This window comes from Vibrio sp. 10N.247.311.12 (assembly GCF_041467515.1).
Lineage (GTDB): Bacteria > Pseudomonadota > Gammaproteobacteria > Enterobacterales > Vibrionaceae > Vibrio > Vibrio crassostreae_C.
This window is the reverse complement of record NZ_JBFSUV010000046.1, coordinates 1-26,665: the sequence shown is the minus strand read 5'-3', so window position 1 is coordinate 26,665 and position 26,665 is coordinate 1. Positions and strand designations below refer to the sequence as shown.

The window sequence follows — 26,665 nt, the reverse complement described above, 5'->3', positions numbered from 1 at the left end:
TTTAAGTGTTGATAGAAAAAGTGTATTACATATGTAATACATTGACAGTGTGCTTTTTGTTTTTTATTGTGTATTACACATGTAACACATGAGGTGTTTATTATGAAAACTAAGATCATCAGCGCGGCGAACCAAAAAGGTGGCGTTGGAAAAACCACGACTCTTGTCAATTTAGGGGCTGAGCTTGCACGAAAACGAAAAGTGTTAGTTATTGACCTCGATCCTCAAGGGAACTGCTCTAAAACGTTAACCGGACGACGTGATTTTAAGTTTGAAGAGACGGTGGCTGCTTTGTTTGATAAGCCTAAAGTTGTGTCCATTGTCGATTTAATTCAACCGGCACAGATTAATGGGAACTCTCTTGAAAACCTCTATGTCGTTCCCGCTGATGTTCAGTTGTCACGTGTCATCGAAACATCACTGACAAAGATTAATCGTGAACGAATTTTAGAAAAGCAATTAGCGAAGTTAGGTGATACCTATGATTTCATTCTTCTTGATACTCCACCAAACTTATCCCTAACGACTCTTAACGCAATCCAGGCTTCGGACCTTATCTTGATCCCTGTAGATTCAGGTGCATTTTCATTAGACGGCATTAGCTCTTTACTCGAAGCTGTCTATGAAATTAAGGAGGATGAAGGCAATTATCTGATCTTGAGGAACGAGGTCGACTCAAGAAACACTATTATTAATGAGTTCATTGATGAGGAATTGGAGGTAGTACAAGATAAATTGCTACCAGTATCTGTCCGTCGTTCTGAGCATGTTGGACAAGCTAATGCCGTTTCCTCTCCTGTGCGCTTTTATAAATCGGGCTCTCTTGTTAATAACGATTACCGAAAACTGGCTGCGTTTCTTTTGAATTTGATGTAATACATAGGTAATACATAGGTAATACATAGGTAATACATAGGTAATACATAGGTAATACATAGGTAATACATATGAGCAAGTTGAAAAAACGAGGAGCTATAACAGCTATCTCTACTGACAAGAACGAAGGTTCAAGTAAGTCGACTGGAATTACGACTGTCAAAAAGAAAGTGACGACATCTTATATGGTGCCTCCTCTGACTCTTAGAATGTCACTTACTGATAAAGAACGGATAACCGATTGGGTAGCAAATCTGCAAGAGCAGACAGAGAGAAATGTGTCTGCAGCGAAACTGTACCGAGCTTTGGCTTTATATCGAGACAAGATAGATGATGAAGAGCTCGTTGAGTTGATTAATAAAATGAATTGAATATGTATTACCTATGTAATACATATTTGCTTTTAAGGCTCTGTATCTATTTTAAGACATTTCATAGAGCCTTAGTTTGGACTTAACTTCTAGCACGGATGAACATGACACTTGAAGCGTCTTATTACTTGTTCTGGGCCTTCTCTCCTTGTAAAGACTAACACTTTAAACGTGTCTTTAATCATGACTATTATCGTTGCCTTGGTTCCCCTGCGGGGCTAGGCTTTGTTTGAACCCCGTTATTGTCCTAAGAGTCATAGCGCCTTGTCGTTCCCTCCTCGTTGTTCTCTCTGTCTTCGAATAAGTTCGTGTAAGGGCTTGTTTTCTTATACGCCGATTTTCTTTCACTCGCATCATTTTCGGGCATGCAGGCTGTTAACCGTTTCTCCCCACAACCTGCTTTACAAGGGAGGCTTCGCCGCTGCGCGCCCTTGCAAAGCAGAACGATGTTGAGAGAGCGGACAGCCAAGCGGCTCCGAAAAGTGATACTCAAACAGAAAGGAAACTCTCATGGCGCAACAAAACTCAACCCCAACTCTCTCTAATTCAAATTCATCGACCAGCGTTTCGCCGCTGGGGCACGAAAGCTCACCAAAAAATGATGTCTCTAGTCCTTTGGCGGTATTGAAGTTACGCTCTCAAGTCAAAAAGTGTCGTGATGAGGCGAAAAGAAAGTCTGATTGGGTTTCCAAAATCCAGCGTTTAAAAATGTTCAGTCGTCGCCAGTCGCCAGAGCAGCAGGCTGATATCGCAGCGTTAAAAGACCAAGGGTTCGTTGAAGCTATCAAGCAGCAGTTTCCGCTATTGGGATCGCGTCGTTTTGCTTTCCATGAAATCCGTGACTTTTTCATCGAATTAAATGGTGCTGGCTTTGGTGAATGGTTTCTTCACGAGCGAGTGGATCACATCATTCTTTACACCACTTACGGTTCTGTGTTTCCCGCGTTGCGCTTTGTGACAACGGGAGAGGGGACGTTTAAGTGCTCAGGGTTTTGTTTTGATGTGCGTTTTGGCGCTTAGGGGGTCACATGAAAGTGCGTTCTACAGTATCCGCTGACATATCCATGCACGTGATTTGGGTGAATTCAACCGACTTTTACTCCACCGTAAAGGCCGTCAAGGTTCATGAGATTTTGGTGAGTGAGTTTGGGTATACTGACTCTTTAATACTAGAGGAAGGCAACCGAGGGAAGGGGGAGTATCAGTGTGTGATAACACTACCACCATTAAGCAGATGCGAGAAGACTATGACGTCAGTTCAAAACAAGTGGTCAAAATCGAAGCATCCATGGAAAACTGAAAAGGCAAAAGACGCAGCCACAAGTTACTTTGAACGCTACGTGCATTTTCGCTTCTCTAACCCAAGTTAATACATCAGGAAATAGTATATTGACCTTTTGGGCTAAAGATATAGAAATTGAGCTGCTTAAGTTACTCGGCATGTCGACGAATTAGCTGCGTAAAGGTTAAACTCACAAAATACCACTATTATTGGTTGTCTGCCGCCTTAACCTGTCCAATACGCTATTTCTTCATCGTTTTCCTTGCGTAAACTGCCCGTTTCCTTGAATATGGCTATATGCATATCTGTTTATAGGTAATAACGGTGAATCAACTAAGTGGTCGCGTCCAGGCTCTAGTTTTAAGTGGCGGTGGTACTCGAGGACTCTACACGATCTCTTTGTTGGCCACACTTGAAAATCATTACTCTAATGGGGATCCAGATTACAACATCGCGGATCACTTTGACATCATCGGTGGAACTTCTATTGGAGGTATTCTTGCTCTAGGGTTAGCAAGCGGGGTTAACGCCAGAACACTTAAGAAAGTGCTCGACAGCAACCGTAAAGATATTTTTCCTCAAAACCTATGGCTGTTGGGTTCTGCTTATCGCTTTTTTAGACAACTTTTTGGAAGCAAGTTCTCACCTAAACCATTGAAAAAAGCAGTCTATTCTGCTGTAGGCGACTTGAAAATAACGGACCTTCATACTCGGGTCTTGATACCAGCGCTTAACGGCTCAACTGGTGCACCAAAAACATTCAAGACACCTCACCACCCAAAATTTACGCGAGATGGTGAGCGCAAGGTTATTGATGTTGCACTTGCCACCAGTGCTGCCCCCACTTACTTTCCTCCTCATAAAATGGAAGATGGGCTAATGCTTGATGGTGGGCTTTGGGCCAACCTACCAGCTTTCAGTATCTACCACGAACTATGCAATGACCGATTTCTTAATGTGGATCCTCAAAAGGTTCACATGTTAGCTGTTGGCACTATGGGAACAGATGTAGCTATACAAGCTAAATCTTCAGGTTCCTCCGGTTACATTGGTAGTTGGGGACTAGGAAAAAAACTAACAGCAATGATGATGGATACCACTGAGCGTTGGCAAACCTTTATGACTCAACATAATCTTGGTGACAGATTTGTTCAACTTGATGACCGTGGTGTCCACAACATTGAGCTTGATGATTCAAACGACAAGTCAGCTGAGTATATGCAGTTTCAGGCTGCCAATAATGCCCAGTACGCACTGGGTAACCAAAATGTTCGAGCTTTCTTCGAACACCAACGACAAAAAGTGACATTCTACACAGCAAGAGGAGATGAGTATGAAGCAGGATGTAAGTCGTCTACTAAATGATTCTAAACAGGGCTTCATAGGTAACATCGAGCCTCATCAATCAAAAATGGAGCTGCTTTACGAAACAAGGAGAGAAGTTAGAAAAGAGTTACGGATACGCTTTCAGGATCTATCCAATAGCTTTCGTAAAAAAGGGGATAAATGGGGGCTAGATATAAAACCGAATGTCAATTTTCTAGAAACCGAGCTGCGAGCATTAGATCAGGATGCTTATGAAGTGTTAGCTAACCTTACTCCCAAATTTGCACCACAAGGCTCAATTGTTTACAAAACGATGAATAAACCCTGCCAGCCTCCTCAACAAATGGATCTTGATGATGGCATTTACCTGCCGATCGATATGTTTGAAGACAAACCAGTGCTGAGCAAGGATTTATTCTTTAAGTTTGTTGATGGTACTTTGAGTGATCTTGCGAGAAGAAAGGGCTGGGAGTTCTCTGATAAAAAAAATACATGTTCACGTGTAATTCTTGGCACAGACCTCCATGTGGATGTTCCACTATATGCTATTCCAAGAAAGCGCTTCTTATCTATGAAAGTGGAGTCACTCGGACTCGAATCAATTAATGCGTCTATGGACGTTGCTCCTAAATATGTGCGCTTAGAACCAAATGAGGTTAACCTGGCTCTAAGAAATACTGAAGCGTGGACGGTAAGCGACCCTAAGCTTTTGAATGAGTACTTTAGTCAGAACTTCTCTTACTACAAAGACATGAGTGGTACGCATGTTTGTCGCCGTGTGTGCCGTTATTTGAAAGCTTGGCGAGACAAAGCTTTCAAAACAGGGGGGCCATCATCAGTTGCTCTGATGACCTGTGTTGTCTTAACTTTTCAGGAGCTTGCAGCGCAAGACCGTTTACGTAAACTAACTGATTCTGTTGCTCTTGATGAGTGTGTTAAGAGGCTAGCATTACAGTTACGTAACGGTGTGCCCAATGATGCTGAACCTAGTAAAAATGAAAAACTGTTCCCTAAATCAAACATGTTGGAACAAGAATTAGAAGATATTTATCAAAAAGCTGAGTTACTTAATATCCATGTTACAGCGGGACTAAATGCTTCTACCGCTTCTGAAGCAATAACAAACTTACAAGCAGTCTTTGGTGATCGCATCCCAAATATTCCAGGCCTAGTGGTTGCCATCACGGTCGCTGAAGCTATCCGAAGTCAACCAGCAATAGCTCAGCCTCAACCGAATGTTGCCAATCAAGATGCGGGGTAATTCTTAGTGCTAGAGGTCTTTGAAGAGTTTAACTTCCGGGGGTATACTTTTACCCCCTCTTTCGATCAAGAAGCCCGCTGCTTTACCAAGACTTATAATAGGCCTTTTGGCCACTACGTGGTGCAGTTTAAAGTGTACCCCAACTATCTGCACCATGTTCAATTTCCTTACTTATTAGAGATCCCTAAGCGGCTTCAAGGGAGGAAGCTTCCTCATTTACTGTGGTTCAATGGATATCGTTGCTGTTTGCTCTCTGATACTTCTATACTCGATCCAATGAATCCTCGTTCACTAGTTGCAACATGGATTACTAAGCTCGAAGAAATCATCGAACTATGGGAATCTGGTGACTTTAATAAAGACTTTTACAATGAGTTCTTTGTGTACTGGACAGGTAAGGAGTACTACTTAATCTCGGATCCGCGTCAGCATAATGACCTTACACTGTACCGATATAACAGGATAAGCCCTATCACTGGAGACACTGCTGCTGAATACCTTATTTGTCACTCTGATGAAGTTGCCGAGCAGTGGAGCGAGCTACGCAACACAAAGGGGGACATTGATTATATAGGTGATGTGGTTTACCTAGAAATGACACACGCTCCTTTTGTTCCATTCACTCGTTCTTGGCCCCCAGAGTCAACAGCAGAGTTTAAAAGGTGGATCTTTGAAGGTACAGAAGGAGAGTTTTTGCTGGAACAGCTATTTGAGAAAATTTCTCAGTTACCTTTGGGCAAAGGGAGCACAAGCAGAAAAGTAGTAATAACCTTGGGATTTGAAGACTATGCTTTTGGTTTTGAATATCAGCTACTACTCGAAGATCAAAAGTGTATCCGAAAGTACTATGGGCCCAAGCGAAAGCGAGCTAGAGGCAAACAATCTAGGGATAAGTTAAAAGAACGTCTGCTCAACTCTAGGAGTAAAGTGAGCCGAATTAAGGCAATTCCGGCATACCACGATTTTTTAACAGCCAGGAATTCACGAACACCTACACTACCACTTAGCTCAAAACGAGTAGCTCTTATAGGTTGTGGGACAATTGGTGGGCACCTCACCAAGTCATTAGCAAGCCTAGGGGCTGGGAGCAAGTTTCAGTTTAGCTTGTTCGATGATGATACCTTCAAGCCGGGGAACACCACGAGACATGTGCTGGGAATCCCTTACTATGGCGAAAATAAAGCCGAAGCACTTTGTCATCAATTAAAAGAGAGTTTTCCTCAACTCGAAACTATCCCTCGCCGACGCTTCTTTGCTAACGAAAATTTTAATGAATTTGATATACTGATAGATGCCACAGGTGATCATGCCTTTTCTCTTCAGTTAGCGAAAGCTGTGAATCAGCATCGCTCAAATGGCAACCGAATATCTTTAGTACATAGCTGGATAACCGCCTTTGGGCATGTAGCCAAAGCCCTTCTGAATGATGACTCAAATTCCGCTTGCTATGCCTGTCAATTCGTTTATGAAAGCAATGGAAGTAAAACGGAGATATACCCTGGTCTTAAATCATCTGATATAGAGGAAGCCACTCAAAGCTTTCGTAAGGCCTGTGGTGAGAACGTATTGCCGTTCGGCAATGAGGCTAGTATGAGCGCAGCTGGATTAACCCTGGAATTACTCAACAGCCGAAGTGAACGATCTCCCAAACTCCTCATACGACGGATCACTGACAAAGCAACTAACATAAAAGATAAGCGGATAAAAAAGAGAGAGGATTGCCCTGCATGTGGGATGTAGAAAAGGTGCTGCTTGCAGAAGATGGAACTCGGGTCTTAATTGAAGCAGGTGTTTTCAGTAAGCTGGCCCATTATCGTCAATATGCGTCAGATTCTGTGGAATCAGGGGGAATAATCATTGGTGAGTACCGGGGGAGCGATCTTAGAATTGTTGATGTATCTACCCCTGGGAATAAAGACATTCAGCGTAAATGCTTCTTTGGTCGCCGTGACCATAGTCATCAAGACTTCGCTCTGGACTACTGGAAGCGGTCATCTGGATCTCAGTCATACATTGGTGATTGGCACACACACCCTCAACATACACCACAGCCTTCAGGGTTGGATATAATTGAGTGGCAACGGGTGCTAACTGGCTCTCCAATGCTTGTTGTAATACTGGGTATCCAGAGTGACTGGTTAGCCCTCTGGCGAGCTAACAAGTTAGTTTATATATCACTATAGGAAACAGTCCACTGTTCGACTTCATATAGAGCTAGTCTAGAGCAAGGCTTGTCCCTACGCTATTGGACCGATTTCCAGTGATCGTTATCTGGCCATTTACTTTCTGCTTGCTCGAAAGAATCCATATGAACACTATCAGAGATTTGTTTTACGCGTATGTAACCACGCGTACCAGCTTGAGTCCAAAAATGGCCTTCCAGTATTTTCTTAGCTGAAGCCTCCACTAAATCCAACTCTGCAGCCCCTTGTCTCGGGCCGTGCTCTCCTGCTCCAGCACGCTTTTCAGAGAAAAGATAGGCAAGAAGCTTGGCTCCTTTATTATCATCTATCATTAGAGTTTCAACATATGACTCTGTTTTTTGTAATGGCGTAAATGCTCGTACAGATATCGTAAACCAATGCTGCCGAATGACGAGAACAAATCTTTTGGGTGGATTTACTTCTCCTAACTCATTTGTCCAATCAGACTCAAACTCACCAAGCCATGTTCCATTTAGATTGGGACGATATAGAATCTTTCTAAGGAAGCTCCACTTCCAAGCCCATTTAAAATAGAAAAACCAAAACAATCCTGCCATAGTAACTCCCAGATTGAGATACTTAAGGCTATCAAAGGATAAAACTTCAAACCCGTTTAAAAAAAAAGGAACAACCCAAAAAGTAGCACCTATCAAAATTGATCCCGCCGAAAATAATTTCACTTCTGTTTGATTCATTCGACTATCAACTCCACACACCCATCTTTAGCAACCGAAATCTGCCCCTTTTGACTAACAACAATAACAGATGTAACGTTTTCATATAGCGACCCATATTGGGCAGTTCTATACCTTGCTCCTACATCAAACACAGTCCCATTGAAGTCTTGGGGGATTGTTGGACTAAAGTACTGCGATATTTTTGATAGCCCCTTCTTTTGACTAACGATATGAAACCCATCATGCCTTTCATCAGTGACGTTGGATATTGAAAATAAAAAATCCACGATTTTTTTAGCATCTGATAGTTTGCTTTGGAAGCCAATTTCACTTAAGAGAGGAGAAACTGGCAGCGACCCTATTTCTTCATCTATTAATATAATACCTAACCCAGTGAATCCAATCGGTAGACCTTTATTTACTTTGTCGATAACTACATTTAAAAAAATCCCTGTTTCATCTATCAACTCTAATCCACCCACCTTAAAACACCCAAAAACATTACAACTCAAAAACTTAACATCACTCAAACATAATTACTGGCATTGAGCATACCAAAGCTTAATTATCAGAAGCAACGCACCATATGCGTAAAGTATCTAACCTCATTTTCATAACAGTCCCCGAAAGAATTGACAGAATAAAACCCCCGATACTTTTACAAATCAATAGACACTCTCACTTAAAGGTGGTCACTTCCAAATAACGGGTGACTTACATGTTCATTCCCGTGGGTTATTATACACATAGGCCATTCAAGCAGACGTGATGACATTAGCAAAAGTAGGCCAAATAACCTCACTGTGAATTGTGACGCTGAGTGCCGCTGGCAAGGAATGGGGCATTTCTGAGGTAGAATGTACCACGGGTAAAAATTCAGCCTGTGAAGGTTTTGGACAATTATCATTTGAAGAAAATGCTCTAATCGCTGTTCTCACCAAGCGACTTTGTCGTTTTTAAGAGCAAAAACGCCTCACATCTGAGGCGTTTCACAGTTAATATATAAACTGAGGATTTATTTGAGTTTTATATGTTTGTTGGTCTATCAGTAATTCTTCACCTTAAATGTAAGGCTGAGTATTGTTGGCATTTTGAACGTCTTATTTTTGTGATAATTGCGGGGATCCCCCCCCTTTTTTTTTTATTTAGCAATTCACTACCTTAAAAACTATGGTGGACTTGGGCGTTACCCTTTGGGCAAGGCTTTTTGCTTGTATCTTTCACCTATGGCCTAAGAGTGGCATCACCCTGATGAGTCACTGCGTGCCGCCTCAGAATGTGCCTCTCTACAGTCCCTATCTAAAAGGATATCGCTGCAATCCTGAACGCCAGCGCCTCGTCATTCTTCCTCGTTGCCGTTCGTCGTACCTTCTCACTCCTTTCACTGACATCCATTAAGTTCGAGTAAGGGCTTGTTGCCTTATGTGCCGGTTTTCCTTTCGACTCGCATCATTTGATGGGGCTCGCAGACTGTTGACCCTCCTAAATCAGAACCTTCTCTGCAAGGGTGAATGAACGCTTCGCGCCCCTGCAGAGAAGAACCCTGTTTGAGGTAGGGGCAGCCAAGCGGCTCCATAAAGTGATACTCAAACAGAAAGGAAACTCCTCATGGCACAACGACACTCAAGCCCAACTCTCTCTAAACCGATGTTCAGCGACCAGCGTTTCGCCGCTGGGCACGAAAGCTCACCAAAAAATGATATCTCCTGTTGGGTCGTTGAACGTGCAGTTCGTTCGACTGTTTCAGCGACGGTTTCAAAAGGACTTATCTGGGTGAATTCAACGGACTTTAATTCGAGCGTTCGAGCGGTCAAAGTGCATGAGATTTTACTTAAGGAGTTTGGTTATACCGACTCTTTGATCTTGGAGGAAAGCCAGAAAGGAAAAGGGGTGAGCATTAGCGTATGTGACCGAGTGGCGACGGTAAAACAGATGCGAGAAGATTACGCCTACGCGAAAAAAGAAGAGAGAAACGTTGAAACGACCGCTAAGCATCAAGCGAGAGCGAAAGACCTTCTGACTAGCTTGTATGGCCAATAACACGGACTGAGCGCAGCCCATCACGACTTTAAATATTAAAAGGGATCTATTATGTCTATACTTGCTAACTACTCTAATCACAGCCTTTTCTCTGTCGAAGAAAAAAATATCTTGAACCATGCCGCGAGCATTTTAAAATCTAAGTTGTTTGTGTCAGAGCAGACGCCACTCAATTCCCCTGAATTGGTGAAATCATTTTGTCAGACTTCACTCGCTTCCAATGAAAGCGAAGTGTTTGGGGTGATCTTTCTTGATAGTCAGCATCGAGTTTTACGCACTAAAGAGATGTTTAACGGCACCATTGACGCCGCCTCCGTTTACCCGCGTGAAGTGGTCAAAGAGTCACTGGCCACAAACGCAAGTGCAGTCATTTTTTATCATAACCATCCCAGCGGTGATGCTACACCCAGTCAAGCCGATCGACGTATTACTCGACGACTGACCGATGCGTTAGCCTTGGTTGATATTCGAGTACTCGATCACTTTGTGGTGTCTTTTGAAGATGTGGTGTCGTTTGCGGAGCGTGATTGGATATAACCATTAGTGAAAAATGTCTCTCATTCACGCCTATTCTGGCGTGAATGACTTCGGTAACGTAATGCAGTAAACTAAAGACAATTAAATAAGGTTTCTATTATGTCTGAATCAAGCAAAGTTACATTAAGCGTTGAAGAGCTGATCAACCTAACCGCTCATGCTGCCACTCAAGAGCAGTTAAATGATACGCGGAAAGAACTCGATCAGAAGATCGAAGCGGTTCGTAATGAGCTGAAATCTGATATTCAAGGGGTACGGAATGAGGTCCTGGGGGTTCGTAATGAAGTGAGTTCCCTTAAAAACCTCATTATTGCTACTGCCTTTGCGATGATTGCGACGGTAGCCGGTGCCGCGTTTTGGGTTGGCAGTCATATCACCGCTTAATGTACAAATATGTTTTCTGAAATGCCTCTTATCCTAGAGGCATTTTTTTTACCTCGTGATTGCTGTGTACGCTTGGGTTTCTGCGCTAAAAGAGGTTGAGCCAAAGGCTCGACCGCAAGCGGTCGTCAAAACGGCTCTCAGTACCACAGTACGCCCATTTGCTCTATGTTTAATTATATTGCTTTGTCATGGTGTCGTTTTGTTGATTCTTGCCTTATAAGGCTTGATAGGCGGCTTTTTTATTATGACGGTTTAAGGCTGATTTTAAGTGCTGCGTTGTGGTAACGGCTTGAGTTGGGCGTTACCCTTCGGGCAAGGCTTTTCGCTTGTATCTTTCATCTATGGCCTAAGAGTGGCATCACCCTGGTGAGTCACTGCGTGCCGCCCCAGGCTGTGCCTCTCTACAGCCCCTATCTAAAAGGATATCGCTGCAATCCTGAACGCCTGCGCTACTGCGTAGCTGCGCCTCGTCGTGCCTCCTCGTTACCTTTCACTGATTTCAATTAAGTTCGAGTAAGGGCTTTCTGTCTTATGTGCCGATTTCCCTTTCGACTCGCATCATTTGATGGGGCTCGCAGGCTGTTAACCCTCCTCAATCAGAACCTTCTCTGCAAGGGTAAATGAACGCTTCGCGCCCCTGCAGAGAAGAACCATGTTTGAGGTAGGGACAGCCAAGCGGCTCCATAAAAGTGATACTCAAACAGAAAGGAAACTCCTCATGGCACAACGACAATCAACCCCAACTCTCTCTAAATCGAATTTCAGCGACCAGCGTTTCGCCGCTGGCCACGAAAGCTCACCAAAAAATGATATCTCTTTGGGCGTGCACCCAGTAGGGCTAAGTCGTGATGTTGTCCTATCAGGATCAATATCTGTGGAAAATATTGTCGTGATTGCCGCTCATGTAAAAGCAAGAGCCAGGCATTCCAGTGTTTGGCTAGAACTGACGGTTTTGTTCCCAGAAACAGAACTCAATAAGCCGTACTGGGGGCAAGGCATCGCGAGAGGTCATGTGATTACTGAAACAAATAAGGTAGGGCTGAATAGTCGTGCTGTAGTCATAGGATGGGTGACAAACAACCATCAATACATCGAAACATAAAAGAGTGGATCATCCCCTTAATTATAAAATGGAGACTTAAAAGATGAAATATCTCTCACACTATATTCAAGACAAACAAACTCAGGCTTTTAATGAGGCAGGGGCGTTCTTTGCTTTTTCTAATCAACAGTTCGATGATGAAAAAAAAGAGGGCGTGAAATATGCGTCGCTAGGTATGGGGTTAATTTGCCCAGTTGATAATGCCAAGCAATTAATGACTCGTTTAGATTCTATCGCTCAAGAAGGGATCGCCGAAGATATCAAAGAGAACGGAAAAAAAGCGATCATTCGTCGTGAGTTATTTAATCATGAGTGTTTCTACACCAATGATATTTGTGACTGTGTGGAAAAGCTCGAAGGGTATGGCATCACTTACGATGAAATTCATGAAGTGTTTAATCATATTCGTAAAACGGAAGACGTTTATTAAGCGTGAAAATAAAGCGCCTTGATATTTGCTGTCTCAAATATCAAGGCATGTTCAATTACATCGGAGTTAGATTTAATGAACATTCTGAATGCTACACAAGATAGAGAAGAAACGAAAGCAAAATGTTACGTTTGTACGGCCGTTCCGTTTTCGTTGGGTAAAGTGGTCTATACGCAAGGTATTGAGCAGTTATTAGATAATAATGTCGGTGCTAACTTGTCGATTTATTTGCAGCGTCACCAAAGTGGAGATTGGGGAGAGACTTGCATTGAAGATAAAATCACCAATGACGAAGCAACCAAAACAGGCGAGAGAGTGATATCGAATTATACGATTTGTGATCAATCGGTTTGGATAATAACTGAACGTGACCGCAGCGTGACCACAATTTTATTACCTTGTGAATATTGATATCTCAATGGGATGGCATAAAATGAGAGTCCTATTATTAGGGCTCTTTTTTATGATGAAACCATTACTTTATCTTTCGTTGTTATCGCCGTGTTTCAGTTGGGCTTTTTGCTTTGATGAGGCAGGGCGATTTTATAATGTCGATCCACAGCTTTTAAAATCCATCGCCACGGTAGAAAGTAGCCTAAAGCCGAACGCGTACAATGAAAATAAAAACCAATCCGGTCAAGTCATCAGCCGTGATTTTGGATTGATGCAAATTAATTCCCATTGGTTTGATCGACTATCCGAATTTAATGTGAATGAAACAAATATCTATAATCCTTGCTTTAATGTTCATCTTGGCGCATGGGTATTAAGTTCTAACTTTTCTAGTCATGGTTATAACTGGAACAGTGTCGGCGCGTATAATGCGGGTTTTTCCAAACGCACCGAGAACGCCAGAAAAATATACATCCAAAAAGTCCAATCGGTTTATTTTAATCCTAACGTTAAATAAAAGACCTTGCACCATAACGGTGCAAGGTCTTTAGCTTTTCCTCTCGCTTTCTTCCTTCAATTTCCAGATCCCCCGCATCCCTCGTTCGTCAGATTCATTCGCCACCTGGTCGGCTTTTGTCTTTCGCTGTCAGTTTTTCCCGTCGCTTTGATTAAGGAACTCAGATCATTCGTTCTGAGTTGTTGGTTAGTTGAGTTGGTGACCACACCCTACGGCGCATTGAAATCAATGCAAATGGTTGTCTGTGAAAAACATAAAGATAATAAAAACAAAAAGTTAAAGATATAATAGTCGCTTAAAGTAACGTGGAAAAATTTTCAGAAATTACACTAATTAGCCGATTAAATTTCAATGGATAAATATATTTTTTCAATGATTATTAATTGATCCCTTATAGGTAAAGCGATGAGAGCGTTTTCAAGGTCCTTTAATTGGAAATCATTGAATGTTGATTGAGCCCTTTATTGACAATGCTTGAAGGGTCTTTTATAAAATTAATTGATTGAAATTTCATTTGAATAACAATGCTTTTAATTGGGATTGAGGAGGGCAATATGACACGTTCTTATCCGCTACAAAGTTCTTTACGTGGAAAGTTAGCGCAAGATTTTAAGACGTTTAGGGATAAGGAAGCATTAAGTGATGCAGAGGCCACACGCCAACTTTTGATGTTGGCACTGCGCATCAAACTCAATGACAGTGAGGATGATAGTCCATCGAACCGTGCGTTGATGGAAGAGATTTATCGTGTCGTTCGTGGCTCATCTGCGATCACTGATGTGGTTCATGGACAAACCTTTGATGGTGAAAAATTATTCCGACAACAAAAAGAATCCAAACCCTTTAGGCAACAGGTGAAATCTGATATCGATAATAAAGTCGATGAGTTTCTGGCAGGCAAAAAAAAAGGGTAGTCCATTGGACACCCCTTTTTCTACCGCTCTAACTCTCTATCTAGTTTATTATCTTGGTCATTGTTGTTGTCACGCTCCTGATTAAAATCAAACGTTTTTTGAGGGGAGGGTTCTTTGCTGTCGAAGTGTTCAAGCTCTTTATCTTTGATTTCTTTTGTGTGTTGATTAATATCAGTGTCCGGCTCGTTGGTTAATGAATCATGGTCTTGAGTGGGTGTGTCGAATTCCTCTTTTTGTTGATGCGTTTGTTGATGGTATTGTTCAATACCCTGTTTAATTTCCTCAAGCATATCGTCAGGTGAAACAAACTGAATATTTCTCCCTGAAAAGTTGGCCATGATTTTTTCAACGTTGTTGGGATTTAAATCAGTATTTCCTTGACTCAGTACAATCACAATGTTCTGTCTGAGTTCATCGGTGGAGATATTCTGAATGTCATTCTTATGATTGACATTGATAATGTCGTATTGGCCTTGATGCGCTTGATTAATAATAAAAGCATTCTCGATTGAGGTACTGATGATGGTGGTGTGCAAATCACTGCCTTGATGGAATCGCGTTATTTGTTTGGATTTCGTGCCTAATATCCGTGGGTTGATGTCGAGTGCCGGATCTTTATTTCCTTGCCCGTCTAAATAAGTCACTTCAATCGCTTTTGTTTCTCCTTTTTTATCGTGAATGTTAGTTATCATTGCCGAGTGAAATGTCTGGTCCTCCGAGGAGTACACTGCTTGATGAAAATGAACATGGTCACTCTTAGGGTGTTCAATACCTAATTTATTGAGGTAAGTTTCGGCTAATGTGCCTGTGAGTGGCTGACTGGTTTGTATATATTCTTTCGCTCTCTCTTCAAATTGTGCCATGTGTTTTGGCGTAGTAGTCAGTAATTGTTCATGTTTAGGGTTGGCGGTGAGTTGGTATTTATTAGGATCATTAAGGATGTTGTGGGCTTCTTTCATTGCCTCCTTATAATTTATTTCCTTATGACTCATCATCAAATTGATTAATGAGCCTTTTTCACCGGTGGTATAGTCTTTAAAATACCCTCGATATTCCCCCGTTAATGACACTTTTAGAGCCGATTTACCGATACCAAAGGTTAAATAGTCACGGTCTGATTTAGATGGGTTCGGTTGTCCCAATAGGTTGATGGCTAAGCTTTCGGTGTATTTAGGGAGCGCTTGGTTGATGTGTTCTTTAAATTGGTTGTAGTCAAAATCTCCGTTTCTATTTTGATAACGTACGTCTTCATGAGGCAGAGCTTTGTCATTAAAGTAAGGGGTACTGTGTGGTGCAATGTTTTCGATGGTTTCAATGGCACTGTGTTTATTGACCTCTTTTGATAACCAGCTCTTCATCATCTGTTTTGGGTTATCGGTAAAAAGTTTGACATGAGTGCTCGCTCGGCTCAAATCGATGTAAGCGCGTCTTAAGTTCGTCAGTGCGCCTTTGCCTTTGAGAGTGGTAATGACGTACTGATACGGCGCTCCTTGCGCCATGTCCGCAGTTCTGGTGTAAGCGTAATCCCAATGCCCATCTTTGAGTTGGTTTGGATTGAGGTTTAACGTTTGCCCTTCTTTCGAAAGCGCGGTGATTTCTTCCTTGGTGGCACGGCTGATGGTGTATTCCACATTGGCTTTAATGCCTCGCGCTTTGTCGGTAAAGCGGGTCATGATTTTATCACCTGTTGAAAGCGGCTTTTCTGATTGAGCGAAGAGTGACGTGTATTTGTGGTCTTTGTTACGTGGCAAAAACGGTTTTGTCTTACCTGTATTCACGTCTTGAAGTGTCACCACTCCGTGCTCCGAATCAATGTGGGTAATGATGTCGTACTCTCCTTGCTTGGTGCTTAAAATGAGCCCTTTCTGATAAGGCATCATGGTGGCTAACTCTTCTTTGCTCTCACCTGTAGAGCGCAATCGGGTGGTGATGATGTTCTCTTGGCCTATCTCTTGTGTTTTCATCAGTCCGACACGAATGTGCTCAGTGATGTGGTCACGCTCATTATTCGTGTAAGCAATGATAAGCGTGTTTTCTCGCGTTTCGGGCGTACGGGCAAGGTAGTCCTGTGCTACAGCGTAAGGCAGCTTTTCGGTGGCAATAAGCTGTGCTTTGCTTTGGTCTTTCGCACTCTCATCGAGGGTGGAGATAATATGTTGCGTGCTACCGAGTGTATCAGGGCTTTGCTGAGAGAGTTTATCGAGGGCGCTGTGTGGCTGCTTATCCACAATGTTGTGTACGGCACCAAGCAGTATTTCATTCTTCTGACGAATGATGTCGGTCATAAAAGCCGTATCGATGAGTCCTTGTCTCATGCTCAATTCAAACGGTTTACCGGCATTAAGAGAAAGCAGCTGCTCTTTATCCCCAAGTAAGGTGGCTTTGGAGCCGCTTTGTAATACAAGGTCGGTGAGCTCTTTGGCTTGTTGGTTGCTGACCATGGAGCTTTCATCGAGGAAGAACAGCGTGTTTTTGTAGTCCTCTGGTAAGGTGATGCCACGTCTTAGGTCGGTCAGTAAGCTTTCCAGCGTTTGCGCTTGTATCCCTTTGCTTTCCAGTTCGCTGACGGCGGCGTGCGTTGGTGCAATACCTATGATTTGTGAAGGTGAGTGTTTACTGGCTTGGCTAGCGTGTTGAATCAATTCAATGTTGGATTCGAGTAGGGTGGATTTACCGGTGCCCGCTAAACCTTGCACGGCCACAAAACTGTCTTTGGTCGTTGAGATAAGGGTGATGCCGTCCTTTTGCCCTTGGGTAAGGCGAGGCTGTGCATCGAGATAATCTCTGACTTGTCTGTGGGTGGCAAACGGCTTGTGTTGATTTTTCCCTTGCTCAATGTTCCGCAAGATGTGCTTTTCGGTATCGAGCGCCGCTTGGGTGGTCCAGCGTGTGCCGTCGCTGTATTCGGCAGAGAGGGTGTCACTGCGCTTGGCGAGCTCTGTTTCAATTTGATCTTTGATTATCGGTTGATTGGCCTCTTCAAAAGCGTAACGGATCGCTTCGACGACTAACTCTTTTTGTGTAAACGCCGCTTCTTTTTCAGAAAGATGACTCAGGGCAAAGTTCAACGCTTTCTCTTGCAGTGGTGAATTTTGCTCTTTGTTTAAGAGAGTGAGGGCTTGCTGGATGTCGCTTTTGACGGTGATGGCGGTGGTGTCAGTCAGGTAGCGGTCGTTGACGCTTTGAGTGTGCATCACTCGCTCGATGGCAGAAAGCTTCACTTCGCTTTTCTCAAGCGCGGCCTGGGCTTTATCGGGGTTGTCGGTAAACACATCGATGCGCGCGCTTTTCTCGGTCAGATCATGGAAGAGCGCTTTGGAGAGCGTAAAGGTTTTGCCTGAAATAAGAGTGTGCGGCCTTGGTTCGATATGACTGGCGGAATGCACATAGTCGTATTTTAGTGGTGCGTCTTTCAGGGCTTCAGCGGGGATGGTTTTCGATTCGCCTTGCGTGTCCGTTAACGTCAGGGTTTCTTTAGATAATCCTGTGACCACGTAACGTTCATTGGCGTTCAACCCAGATGGAAAGTGCTTACTGGTGGTTATGAGGCGTTCACCTTGGTTAACTTGCAACGATTCAGGTTTAAAGACCTGCATGTTGAGGGCTTTGAATCCGGTGGAAGCGGGATCGAGGGTGTATTCTTGTCCATCGGTTTTGCTGAGTACATGGACTCGATTGTTTGTCTTATCCGATGTGGAAACCACTAACTCTTGAGGTTTTCCGTCTTCCCAATGGCGAAGGGTCATGCCCGGCTTGTAGTGTTGCGCTAACTCCTGTTGGGGTTTAGACAAATAATGAGGTTGCTGAGTCAACAAGGTGATGCCGCTGCGGGCAAGTTGACCCTGGTTCTGTAGAGAGGTCCGGATCGCGTCCGTCAATCGTCGTTGTTCAACGTGAGAAGTCGCCAGCACTTGTGTGTCTTCTTTGTTTGATAAGTAGGTATAAGCTCTGGCGAGGGTGCGCGTATCACTGTCGTGCAAGGCAACCTTACTGTCTATCTGTTTGCTGTCTACCCAAGAGTGCGAGACGACGTTGCCTTTGCGGTAAAGCTCGATGGCGTTATAGGCTTTAAAACCTTGGCGACTGGACGTGTTGTTCAGCAAGATGACTTTGCTCCCCGATCCCTTAGCTTTTGCGTTTAAAGCGATCAACTCATTCGCGCTCATTTTGTGGGCGCTGTCGACGAGAAGGACATCTTTGTTGGTCATTGGTAGGTCGGAGTGCAACAAACTATGGACAGAGTGACGATGCTCTTCTTGAAACCGGTGTTTTACCCAGGCTGCGACCGTATGACTTTCACGTTGGATGGTTTGGCTATGACGGTGTTTGTCTTTGGCGTTTTGTGACACTAAGTGGACACGTTTACCGACATGGTTGCCGACGTTCAATAGGTTTTGCGCGATTTGCTCACTGTTGCCAAACACATTGACCACATGAAACTGTTTGGTGGACTGGTAAATGTCCGCCACCTTTTGGCAGTTGCCTTGAGTGAGGGTCAGTTTATCTAACGTAGCGTCATTGACGGGAGTACGCATATGGTGCGTACGCCCTTTGCTGGCCGCCATTAACGCTTGTTCGGTTTTCAGCATGGTTTGAGTGGTGTATTGACCTTTCATGGAAAGGGGGAGAAGCGCCCCGTCTTTCACCCATTGGTCTGCGACCACTTTAAGGTCGATTGCATTGGCTTGTACGCCGCCCTTGGTAAACTCGGCCGCGGCTAATTCTATGATCTTTTGCAGTTTTAGTGCCGTGTTGTATTGCCCCAAGTGTTCAACGGCGCGACTAAACGCGTCTTTAGCGATTTGTTCAGGGTGATGCTCTTGTTGAGCGATGCCGAGGGCGTTTTTAACCAAGTCTTTGGGCTGATAGCCTTTGTTGCACACCGTTTGTTGCCAGCGAGTATTGAGCTCGGCCTCACTTTCGTAGGTTTTGGCTTTGCGAGTATCGAGTGCGGCTACATCTTTTGCCGCTTGCGTCCCCCCAAAATCTAAGGCTTGTTGGTCGAGCTGTTGTTTGCGAGTAGAAAACGTATCAAGGAGGATTTGAGGGAGGCCTTTGGCTTCAAATTGGCCGTTACCCAATCCTTGCATTTGATAACCCATTTGTTCGCTCTCTTTGGCAAGCTGACTCTGGTAAAGAGCGGTGTAGTACTTTTGGAAGTGGTAAATGCGCTCGCCTGTTCCATTGATGACGCCGCCTTTTTGTTTGAGAGAAGAGGCGAGTGTACGCAGTTGCCCTTCTTTGTCGCGCGTCATGTTTGCCGTCAAAGCGTGGGAATGGAGTTGTGGGTCGTTTTCACGACTGGTTTTATGGCGCACGACCGCAAAGGCCATGGATTCGGTATTGATGAACTCACGAGCGCCTTCGTCATTGATGTGCGTGGCTTGTGCTACGTCTTTTTCTAATTGCGAGAGCGCGAATTTGACCGCCGTGTTATGCGCATCGATTAAACGTGTGTCACCCCCGACGAGAGCAAGTACACTGACCGATTTTGGCGCAGAAAAGGTTAGGTCAAACCCCGATTTATGATCGTCGCGTTTGCCTTTGATGGTTTCATGGCCTAGGTGTCCAGATAAAACGGACTCTAACGTTTTTTGGTCAACCGGTTTACCGAGTAGGCCTGCTTCTTCGGCTAACTGACCATGCCAAAAGGTGTTTTCATTGGTACTGTTTTCTTTGAGGTAGTAGTTGTCGTTGCTGTCTTTTTCGAGAGAAATGTCAGGGGTCTCTTGGGTGTTTTCTTCGTTTAAGTAATACTTGGCGGCGCCAGAGGCGGATTTAAGAGGGCTAATGGACATCATAAGGTGTTCTCCTTTTTTTGGGGCGCAGCAAAGCCGCCACGTCAGCGGAATGCCGGTGAGTTGGGTGTGGTACGAATGGGTTAGCGGACGGCGTTGATGTGAATGAAAGGGTGGTAAAGGGTTTTTACAGGGGAGGGTAAGATTGTGTTCGGTCTCTAAATGTTCCTTGATGTTTCATTTCGTGTGGTTAATCGTACATCTCGCCCGTTTCTGCTTGTGTCATGGACGCCTCTTCGGTTTCTCGCTGTAGTGCATTTTGTGTGTTTTCAGCGAGCTGTTGGTTTTGGGCAGCGTTATTGGTCGGGTTTTCCTTTTTCGGTGCTTTGGCAAGGGTTTGTTTTTGATGGGTTCTGGTTTGCTGCTGCTCTTCTTCGTTTTCATAGGTACTTTGCTGAATGGCGAGTAATCGGTTTCTTTGGGTTTCATCGAGTTCATGCAAAGCAATTAACTCATGAAAAATCAAGGCTTGGTCGATACTCTCCATTGCTTTCCCGCCTGGTAGGTTGCGTTTGATGAAGGAGGGTTGGAGATTGCTCATGCGGTCGTACTTCAGTTGCAGCTTAGTGATGAGCATGGAGTTAGGGGTGCGTAAGTAACACTCTAAATCATCCAAACCTTGGATTTGGGCAGGAGAAACCACAGGACGCGTTTTGTTTTGGTGGCCAAGTGAGACACCGTCACGCAGTGCGTTCGCCCCGTAAGAAATATTTTCTCGTGAGATATCGATTTCTTGCTCACCAAGATCATCAGAGGAAATGGTGGCCATCGCTTTTGAAGGGGCGCGGAAGAAAAAGCGCGTGTTGAGCAAATCAAAAATGACTCTCGCCGCGTTGCGCCCGTAAGTGGTTTCTAATTGAGCGTAAGATTGCAAACCCAGTAAATAACATCCTCCAAATTTACGCACTTCAGAAATAATGTGCGTGAGTTCAGGCAGTTTATGTAACGTAGGCATTTCATCGATGATCACCCAAATTCGGCGGTCGTCATCGGGCTCCATTCCTAGAATGGCGTTGGAGGCAATCGCAAGCCACATCGAGATCAGTGGTCTGAGTGCGGTGTGTTGTCTTGCGTTACTCGATAGGAATAAAAATCCTTGCTGGGATTCATCTTGCACCCAATCTGTGATCGAAAATGGCGCCCGTTTATGGTGGCCTTGTGCGTCTTTTTCATCCAAACCATGTAAGTAACGTAATGACTTAATGTAAGTCGCTAGTACCGATTTGATGGAGATAGCTGTCTTCTCGATACTTTTCGAGACGAGGGAGCTAGCTTCGGTGTCTTTTAAGTGTTCACCTAGCGTGGAAAGCTCCGACGTTAAGATAATGTACAGCAAATTTTCAATGGTACATTTGTGTTTGTCATCGATCATCATTTGATAGGTGGTTGCTGCGAAAATGGTTCGTGCGGAATCCACCCAAAACGGGTCGCCTTCGCCGTGTTGCGGAATAAGCGCGGCCGCGAGCGATTCAAAGTCAGGGGCTTCTTTGGCATCACTCCAAATATCCCATGCAGCGCAACGCTCATCGAAGGGATTTAAAATCACGTCTTTATGAGGGTCATAGAATTTACTGACAAAATCGCAGCCTTTATCGTAGATGATGGCTTTATCGCCTCGCGCCCGTATCCAGCGCAATAACTTGCGAATCGCAACGGATTTACCTGCGCCTGTGGTGCCGTCAATCATTAAGTGCTTGACCTCAAACCTATCAACAAAAAGCTTGTGACCATCGAGTGCAAAAGGAGAGAGTTTTTTCTTCTTTTTCAGCTCTGCGGTGACGGCTTTAGGCTCAGCCAATTGAAAGCCGCGAATGTGGTTATCTTCGCTTTGCTCTTGCCCTTTTCTCTTAAACCAGTGGTTGATAATCACAAACAGCACGGTGGAAGTGGCCACAGAGACCAGTAGGCCAATGAACAGGGCTTGCAGCAATTCTTGGTAGCACTGTGACAAGATGGGGTTTTGCAGTTGTTGGCCAAGGGTGCTGCTGTAGCGTTGATCTTCCCATTCGACCACTACGTTGCGCTTTAGGCTAAAACCTAATTTGTTGAATAGCCAAAATAGACTGTAGTAGTAGGCACCGGTTAATGTGCTGGCCGAGGTGAGGAGGTAAGTAGTGATAAGCCCGAGCAAGGCCGCGAAGATATTGAGGTACTTGATTGTGGTTACGTTCACTTGCCACCACATTCGAATGTTATGGAAAGTGATTTGACCACCACGAGTCGTAGACATAGAAAAACTCCTTGTGAAGGAAAACAAAAAAGCGCCCACACTGAGTGAGGCGCTTTTGTTCGGTAGAATGAAATCAGGAATAAGGTGACAGGTTACAAAGGAGGTGTATTACGAGTGCCAAGGCTAAGGGACGACAGAATTGTTTGGTGCTCGCATTAAGATTGACCAGTTTCAAAACGTTTTTGTCGGATAGGCGACACCTGTTACCAGATGCCGCCCTCCTAAGAACCGTACGTGCAACTTTCACTGCATACGGCTCAAGCCTCCACTAAGGCGTTATTGTTACCCAGCAACTCACAAAGCAGTGGCGACAGGATCAAACCATGAGTTGCGACCTGTATTTTTCACCTTACGTTCATTGAGAAAACCTTCCCAAAAAGGATCAAACGGATTCGCTTGACTCATGATTTTAACATGTCGCTTAATTGGCACCTTTGCGATGTCAAACAGCCTGATCACGCCATACTTTCCTGCCTTTTTGAACCAGCCATGGAAAGTCCATTGACCTTGCAAGTTCAGAAAATACTTATGTGCGATCCACTTGCGTCCCTTGTTTGGGTGACGCCTAACTGACCATCGCCATAACGCTAGAAACATCTGATGACCAACATAGCCGAAGGTTTGTTTAGCAACACAATGGCGATAGTAATTCGCCCATCCTCGTAGCTTTGGGTTTATCATCTTAATGAGATCGGCTACTGGGATTGTTGCGTGTTTTCTAATGAGGTCACGCATGTTTCGTAAGAATGATAATACGTTGGATTTGCTCGGTTTAATGAGCAGTTTCCCTTTGTACTTTCTGGCGTTGAAGCCAAGAAAGTCAAAACCATCATTGATATGAGTAACGTGCGTTTTCTCTTCAGAAAGCGTTAAACCTCTTTCTTGTAGGAAAGCCATCAGTTGCGGCTTGATGTCATTCACAAGAACTTCCTTTGAAGAGCCAGTGATAACAAAGTCGTCAGCATAACCTATAAAGTTTACTCTGCTGCCTGTCTTGCGAGCGATAGACTTAGTTAGCTTTTCTAGTCCGACAAGAGTGAGCAACATCAGGGTAGGTGAAATTATCCCGCCTTGTGGTGTTCCCTCCGCCGTTTTGTAGAAGAGACCTTTGTCTAGATAGCCACATTCCAGCCATTGCTTAAGCATCCTTTTGTCTGTCGGGATATTATCAAGTAGCCATTGGTGACCTATCTTGTCGAAACAAGCTTTGATATCCCCCTCAAGAACCCATTGTGCTGCTCCCTTTTTACATAGACATTTGAAGCACTGTTGTATTGCATCTGCTGCGCTTCGATTGGGTCTAAACCCATAGCTGTTAGGGTCGGCAATTGTTTCAGATATTGGTTCTAGTGCTAGAAGGTGTAACGCTTGTTGCGCACGGTCTATCATGCACGGGATACCTAATGGTCTGAGCTTGCCGTTTTTCTTCGGGATATAGATCCTTCTGAGCGGTTTGGCTCGATAGCCTTTTCTGCTCAGTAAACTGACTGCCGCCATTCGACGTGCATCGGTGTTCCAGATGTCGCCGTCAATTCCTGGCATTTTACTGCCTTTGTTTTGTGATACTCGACGAACAGCAAGAAGCTTTGCTGCTTTCGAGTGAGTCAGTATCCACTGTAGTGCTTTCGCCTTACCGTGTTTACCTTCTCGGATTGCTTTTGCAATGCGCATCTGGAGCCTTAACACATGACGCTCAACCGCTTTCCAGTCGATGGATCGCCATTGGGCGCTGCCAGAAGGGGCACTCACTTCATGAGAAGAGATCATCTGCGTTCCTTCTTAAATAAAGTTTTCCAAATCATCTTGCAATGGGAGACCAGTTGGAAGTGGGCACACTTTCGTGTCAGACATCCGTCTGTATCTGCATCATTACAATGCAGCCTTCGCTTTTTCCAACCTCCTTTACCAGCACCGCTATCGGCTCTCTTCACAGACAGCTTTCCCGAAGGAACGATACTGGCTTACCGTGTTCCGCATGTCGCGCAATATCAGGGTAGATGCCCACTATAGTGCGGGGAGCCTGTCGATCACGAAAGAGTATTGTCCAACCCCTTTCCTACTCCCTTCGCCGTTTGGCTACAGCGTATTAACCACTTCCGCTGCTTCAAACATAACGCACCTTACATGGATTCACTTTCGTTCATCATACTGATTCCCTAGCACTCACCCAATTCGTGGTTATCAGGAGGAGCATCCCCTCACGGTTCTGCTCCCGTTTAGCATAGTGCCAAACTTCGTTACATTGTCAGGCTCGCTGCTTTATTCAGAGCCTTAGGGTCGTCTGGTGATACAAACGGTTCACTCTTATCGCGGTGAACAGCGCTTCATGCGACTTCACGTCGCACGGACAAAAGTGAGTCAGTGACTTTACTAAATTAGTCTTTGATGAATTACTTCAAGTATGGAAAAGTCGCTTAGCTCAGTATCCATTATTGATGGTGCAGATCATATTGGGTCACTGCCACAGTAGTCGAACTTCACTCGTAAAAGTGATGACAGTAAAACTGATGTAATGACAAGCTTCATGAATCGTTTAGCTCTTAACGGCTAATTTTCATTTATTAGCCATAAATGGCTAAATTTGCATTGTTAGCCATAAACGGCTAAATTGGTATCTACATGAAAGAAGGAGTTTTAATGTGGAACCTATCTCTAAACCTATCGCAGTGATCAGCGGCGATATTGTCAACTCAACCAAGCTAACATCTGAACAGTTTGAACAACTTCTTAAACGAATCAAGGACATTCAGAGACAGATCACCGAAGCAAATTCATCAAATGCGCACAGCATTGAGCGCGGTGATGAATTTCAGACCGTGGTACATGATATTGAAAATGCTCTGAGATATACCATCATTTATCGTATTGGCATTAAAGCGCTTGGCAAAGAGTTTGATAGTCGCATTAGCCTTGCTATTGCCTCTAATGCCGATTTGCGTGAGTTGGTCTCTGAATCGATGGGTGAAGCATTTGTTCTTTCTGGGCGTGGACTAAAAGCCTTAAAAAGCGACAGGTTGTTATTTAACTCTGACCGTTTCGAACTCACTGAGCACTTTGACTTACTCTTTAAGTACCTCGATAGACAACTAACGGAATTAACCTCGCGGCAATGTGAAGTTATGCTTCCGATGCTTCGAACCAATGAAGGCTTGTCTATTAGTGATTTAGCAGAAAAGCTTGATATTGCTACTGCCACTGCCAGTAAGTCTCTTAAAGCTTCAGGTTGGCCGCTAATCAGTGAGCTAAATTGGCGATTCATAAACCAAGTGGCGGGACTCAAGTATGTTTAATTTTTTTGATGTTCTAATACCGTTCTTGATGATTCACATCATCTGTGATTTTTACCTCCAGCCGAACCAATGGGTAGAAGCAAAGAAAAAATACACTTACCGTTCAACTGAACTGTACTTTCACTCACTATTACACGGCGTCACGTTGTTAGTTCCTGCTATAGCGTTAGGTATTGATTGGCGCTCAACAACTTGCTTGGTAGTTATCGTAGCGGTAAGTCATTTTATTATCGATTTGTGGAAAGTAAGAGCACGAAATGGTGGTAAGTTTTCCTATTTTATCATTGACCAGACTTTGCATGTATCGGTGCTAGTAGCCATTGCCTTTCACATGGCAGATGGTGTAACGATCGATGCCGTACTACAAGATGAGAAGTTCTCAGATGGTGTTGTGGTGCTCTTTGCTTACTTACTAATTCTAAAGCCGACTTCGATTGTTATTGGCAGCGTCTTAAGTAAGTTTCCAATATCAGATAAAGATACAAATACTACTAGTATTAGTGGTCTTATCGCAGGTGGTGAGTTAATCGGTTACTTAGAGCGAGTGTTAATACTGACCTTTACGCTTGTGGGGAGCTATGCAGCGGTGGGTTTTGTATTAGCGGCTAAGTCAATATTTAGGTTTGGTGAGTTGAATAAATCAGACGACCGAAGCATGACTGAGTATGTGCTGATTGGTTCATTGATATCGGTGGTGCTCACAACACTGGTAGGTACCTTAATATCACTTGGTTTGGACGTGGAAATTAAATGACCCAAAAGGTATTCGGCAGTTTGTGACTAAATAAGCTCGAATTTTACGGGCAAGTACAAATTAGTAGATGTATGGCAACCTCTATTGGTTAACACTAGTAATAGTTTTTAGCGACTTAGGATGATGATGCTCATATAATAACCTTATTGCCTATGAGGAGTATACATGAGTTCACCTATTCTAGAATCATTACCTGCTATTCACGTAACAGTTGTGGGTATCTTTGTAGTGGTCAACTGATATTGGCCACGTTCCTAGAGTTTAACCAGAACAATCGTT

General features: G+C 44.0%; 23 protein-coding genes. 17 read left to right on the top strand and 6 right to left on the bottom strand.

Annotated features, from left to right (window positions below):
• Nucleotides 1-63: 63 nt before the first annotated feature.
• Nucleotides 64-135, bottom strand: coding sequence for a hypothetical protein (locus AB6E30_RS18260; RefSeq protein WP_371958535.1), 72 nt, complete (start codon nt 133-135; stop codon nt 64-66).
• Here AB6E30_RS18260 and AB6E30_RS18255 point away from each other — a divergent pair.
• The 7 genes from AB6E30_RS18255 (at nt 103) to AB6E30_RS18225 (ending at nt 7,299) form a co-directional block, all read left to right on the top strand.
• Nucleotides 103-876, top strand: coding sequence for a ParA family protein (locus AB6E30_RS18255; protein ID WP_371958524.1), 774 nt, complete (start codon nt 103-105; stop codon nt 874-876). The two genes, AB6E30_RS18260 and AB6E30_RS18255, sit on opposite strands and share 33 nt — an antisense overlap.
• Before the next feature lie 71 nt (nt 877-947).
• Entirely contained in the window at nt 948-1,247 is a 300-nt protein-coding gene (locus AB6E30_RS18250) for a hypothetical protein (RefSeq protein ID WP_016799982.1), read from the top strand.
• Between the two features lie 510 nt (nt 1,248-1,757).
• A complete protein-coding gene (locus AB6E30_RS18245; protein ID WP_017059569.1) occupies nt 1,758-2,267 on the top strand; it encodes a hypothetical protein in 510 nt (169 codons plus the stop codon).
• Nucleotides 2,268-2,853: 586 nt separating this feature from the next.
• Nucleotides 2,854-3,894 (top strand): CBASS cGAMP-activated phospholipase, encoded by a 1,041-nt coding sequence (locus AB6E30_RS18240; RefSeq protein ID WP_162299036.1) that lies wholly within the window; start codon nt 2,854-2,856, stop codon nt 3,892-3,894.
• Nucleotides 3,863-5,116, top strand: coding sequence for a CBASS cGAMP synthase (locus tag AB6E30_RS18235; RefSeq protein WP_102488879.1), 1,254 nt, complete (start codon nt 3,863-3,865; stop codon nt 5,114-5,116). Before AB6E30_RS18240 ends, AB6E30_RS18235 begins: the two co-directional genes overlap by 32 nt.
• A gap of 6 nt (nt 5,117-5,122) precedes the next feature.
• On the top strand, nt 5,123-6,856 hold the full coding sequence (locus tag AB6E30_RS18230; protein ID WP_133152893.1) for a ThiF family adenylyltransferase: 1,734 nt from the start codon (nt 5,123-5,125) through the stop codon (nt 6,854-6,856).
• On the top strand, nt 6,844-7,299 hold the full coding sequence (locus AB6E30_RS18225) for a Mov34/MPN/PAD-1 family protein (RefSeq protein WP_372104758.1): 456 nt from the start codon (nt 6,844-6,846) through the stop codon (nt 7,297-7,299). The genes AB6E30_RS18230 and AB6E30_RS18225 overlap by 13 nt, the downstream gene beginning before the upstream one ends.
• A gap of 59 nt (nt 7,300-7,358) precedes the next feature.
• Here the strand turns inward: AB6E30_RS18225 and AB6E30_RS18220 are convergent, their stop codons facing one another.
• Together AB6E30_RS18220 and AB6E30_RS18215 are read right to left on the bottom strand one after the other, a co-directional pair.
• A complete protein-coding gene (locus tag AB6E30_RS18220) occupies nt 7,359-8,015 on the bottom strand; it encodes a hypothetical protein (protein ID WP_372104757.1) in 657 nt (218 codons plus the stop codon).
• The gene (locus AB6E30_RS18215; RefSeq protein WP_235612534.1) at nt 8,012-8,479 is read right to left on the bottom strand and encodes a diadenylate cyclase; all 468 of its coding nucleotides are present in this window, start codon (nt 8,477-8,479) and stop codon (nt 8,012-8,014) included. Before AB6E30_RS18215 ends, AB6E30_RS18220 begins: the two co-directional genes overlap by 4 nt.
• Nucleotides 8,480-9,605: 1,126 nt before the next feature.
• Between AB6E30_RS18215 and AB6E30_RS18210 the strand changes: the two genes are divergently transcribed.
• The 8 genes from AB6E30_RS18210 (at nt 9,606) to AB6E30_RS18175 (ending at nt 14,314) form a co-directional block, all read left to right on the top strand.
• On the top strand, nt 9,606-10,037 hold the full coding sequence (locus AB6E30_RS18210) for a hypothetical protein (protein ID WP_102421256.1): 432 nt from the start codon (nt 9,606-9,608) through the stop codon (nt 10,035-10,037).
• 51 nt (nt 10,038-10,088) lie between these two features.
• Nucleotides 10,089-10,574, top strand: a complete 486-nt coding sequence (gene radC, locus AB6E30_RS18205) for a DNA repair protein RadC (RefSeq protein WP_372104755.1) — start codon at nt 10,089-10,091, stop codon at nt 10,572-10,574.
• 99 nt (nt 10,575-10,673) lie between these two features.
• On the top strand, nt 10,674-10,958 hold the full coding sequence (locus tag AB6E30_RS18200; protein WP_102257729.1) for a DUF1640 domain-containing protein: 285 nt from the start codon (nt 10,674-10,676) through the stop codon (nt 10,956-10,958).
• A 718-nt stretch (nt 10,959-11,676) separates the two neighbouring features.
• Nucleotides 11,677-12,060, top strand: a complete 384-nt coding sequence (locus tag AB6E30_RS18195) for a hypothetical protein (protein ID WP_102495585.1) — start codon at nt 11,677-11,679, stop codon at nt 12,058-12,060.
• Between the two features lie 43 nt (nt 12,061-12,103).
• Nucleotides 12,104-12,490: a hypothetical protein gene (locus tag AB6E30_RS18190; protein ID WP_017101067.1), complete on the top strand. Its 387-nt coding sequence runs from the start codon at nt 12,104-12,106 to the stop codon at nt 12,488-12,490.
• Between the two features lie 75 nt (nt 12,491-12,565).
• Nucleotides 12,566-12,901, top strand: a complete 336-nt coding sequence (locus tag AB6E30_RS18185) for a hypothetical protein (RefSeq protein WP_016766862.1) — start codon at nt 12,566-12,568, stop codon at nt 12,899-12,901.
• A gap of 52 nt (nt 12,902-12,953) precedes the next feature.
• Nucleotides 12,954-13,400 (top strand): lytic transglycosylase domain-containing protein, encoded by a 447-nt coding sequence (locus AB6E30_RS18180; RefSeq protein WP_102257485.1) that lies wholly within the window; start codon nt 12,954-12,956, stop codon nt 13,398-13,400.
• Nucleotides 13,401-13,954: 554 nt separating this feature from the next.
• Nucleotides 13,955-14,314, top strand: coding sequence for a hypothetical protein (locus AB6E30_RS18175; protein ID WP_016800258.1), 360 nt, complete (start codon nt 13,955-13,957; stop codon nt 14,312-14,314).
• Nucleotides 14,315-14,334: 20 nt separating this feature from the next.
• Here the strand turns inward: AB6E30_RS18175 and traI are convergent, their stop codons facing one another.
• From traI to ltrA, 3 genes are all read right to left on the bottom strand, one after another.
• On the bottom strand, nt 14,335-20,115 hold the full coding sequence (gene traI, locus AB6E30_RS18170; protein WP_372104752.1) for a conjugative transfer relaxase/helicase TraI: 5,781 nt from the start codon (nt 20,113-20,115) through the stop codon (nt 14,335-14,337).
• Between the two features lie 187 nt (nt 20,116-20,302).
• Nucleotides 20,303-22,342 (bottom strand): type IV conjugative transfer system coupling protein TraD, encoded by a 2,040-nt coding sequence (traD, locus tag AB6E30_RS18165; RefSeq protein WP_372104749.1) that lies wholly within the window; start codon nt 22,340-22,342, stop codon nt 20,303-20,305.
• A 294-nt stretch (nt 22,343-22,636) separates the two neighbouring features.
• On the bottom strand, nt 22,637-24,109 hold the full coding sequence (ltrA, locus tag AB6E30_RS18160) for a group II intron reverse transcriptase/maturase (RefSeq protein ID WP_372104746.1): 1,473 nt from the start codon (nt 24,107-24,109) through the stop codon (nt 22,637-22,639).
• An 872-nt stretch (nt 24,110-24,981) separates the two neighbouring features.
• On the opposite strand from ltrA, the gene AB6E30_RS18155 reads away from it, so the two are divergent.
• Entirely contained in the window at nt 24,982-25,632 is a 651-nt protein-coding gene (locus AB6E30_RS18155) for a hypothetical protein (protein WP_146448084.1), read from the top strand.
• Nucleotides 25,625-26,386 (top strand): DUF3307 domain-containing protein, encoded by a 762-nt coding sequence (locus tag AB6E30_RS18150; protein ID WP_372104743.1) that lies wholly within the window; start codon nt 25,625-25,627, stop codon nt 26,384-26,386. Before AB6E30_RS18155 ends, AB6E30_RS18150 begins: the two co-directional genes overlap by 8 nt.
• The last annotated feature ends 279 nt before the right edge of the window (nt 26,387-26,665 follow it).

Coding starts and splice junctions, on each gene's coding strand:
- ltrA (WP_372104746.1), bottom strand. CDS start 24,109: ATGATCTCTTCTCATGAAGTGAGTGCCCCTTCTGGCAGCGCCCAATGG.
- AB6E30_RS18235 (WP_102488879.1), top strand. CDS start 3,863: ATGAAGCAGGATGTAAGTCGTCTACTAAATGATTCTAAACAGGGCTTC.
- traD (WP_372104749.1), bottom strand. CDS start 22,342: ATGTCTACGACTCGTGGTGGTCAAATCACTTTCCATAACATTCGAATG.
- AB6E30_RS18180 (WP_102257485.1), top strand. CDS start 12,954: ATGATGAAACCATTACTTTATCTTTCGTTGTTATCGCCGTGTTTCAGT.
- AB6E30_RS18250 (WP_016799982.1), top strand. CDS start 948: ATGAGCAAGTTGAAAAAACGAGGAGCTATAACAGCTATCTCTACTGAC.
- AB6E30_RS18255 (WP_371958524.1), top strand. CDS start 103: ATGAAAACTAAGATCATCAGCGCGGCGAACCAAAAAGGTGGCGTTGGA.
- AB6E30_RS18200 (WP_102257729.1), top strand. CDS start 10,674: ATGTCTGAATCAAGCAAAGTTACATTAAGCGTTGAAGAGCTGATCAAC.
- traI (WP_372104752.1), bottom strand. CDS start 20,115: ATGATGTCCATTAGCCCTCTTAAATCCGCCTCTGGCGCCGCCAAGTAT.
- AB6E30_RS18175 (WP_016800258.1), top strand. CDS start 13,955: ATGACACGTTCTTATCCGCTACAAAGTTCTTTACGTGGAAAGTTAGCG.
- AB6E30_RS18210 (WP_102421256.1), top strand. CDS start 9,606: ATGGCACAACGACACTCAAGCCCAACTCTCTCTAAACCGATGTTCAGC.
- AB6E30_RS18190 (WP_017101067.1), top strand. CDS start 12,104: ATGAAATATCTCTCACACTATATTCAAGACAAACAAACTCAGGCTTTT.
- AB6E30_RS18195 (WP_102495585.1), top strand. CDS start 11,677: ATGGCACAACGACAATCAACCCCAACTCTCTCTAAATCGAATTTCAGC.
- radC (WP_372104755.1), top strand. CDS start 10,089: ATGTCTATACTTGCTAACTACTCTAATCACAGCCTTTTCTCTGTCGAA.
- AB6E30_RS18225 (WP_372104758.1), top strand. CDS start 6,844: ATGTGGGATGTAGAAAAGGTGCTGCTTGCAGAAGATGGAACTCGGGTC.
- AB6E30_RS18185 (WP_016766862.1), top strand. CDS start 12,566: ATGAACATTCTGAATGCTACACAAGATAGAGAAGAAACGAAAGCAAAA.
- AB6E30_RS18220 (WP_372104757.1), bottom strand. CDS start 8,015: ATGAATCAAACAGAAGTGAAATTATTTTCGGCGGGATCAATTTTGATA.
- AB6E30_RS18245 (WP_017059569.1), top strand. CDS start 1,758: ATGGCGCAACAAAACTCAACCCCAACTCTCTCTAATTCAAATTCATCG.
- AB6E30_RS18150 (WP_372104743.1), top strand. CDS start 25,625: ATGTTTAATTTTTTTGATGTTCTAATACCGTTCTTGATGATTCACATC.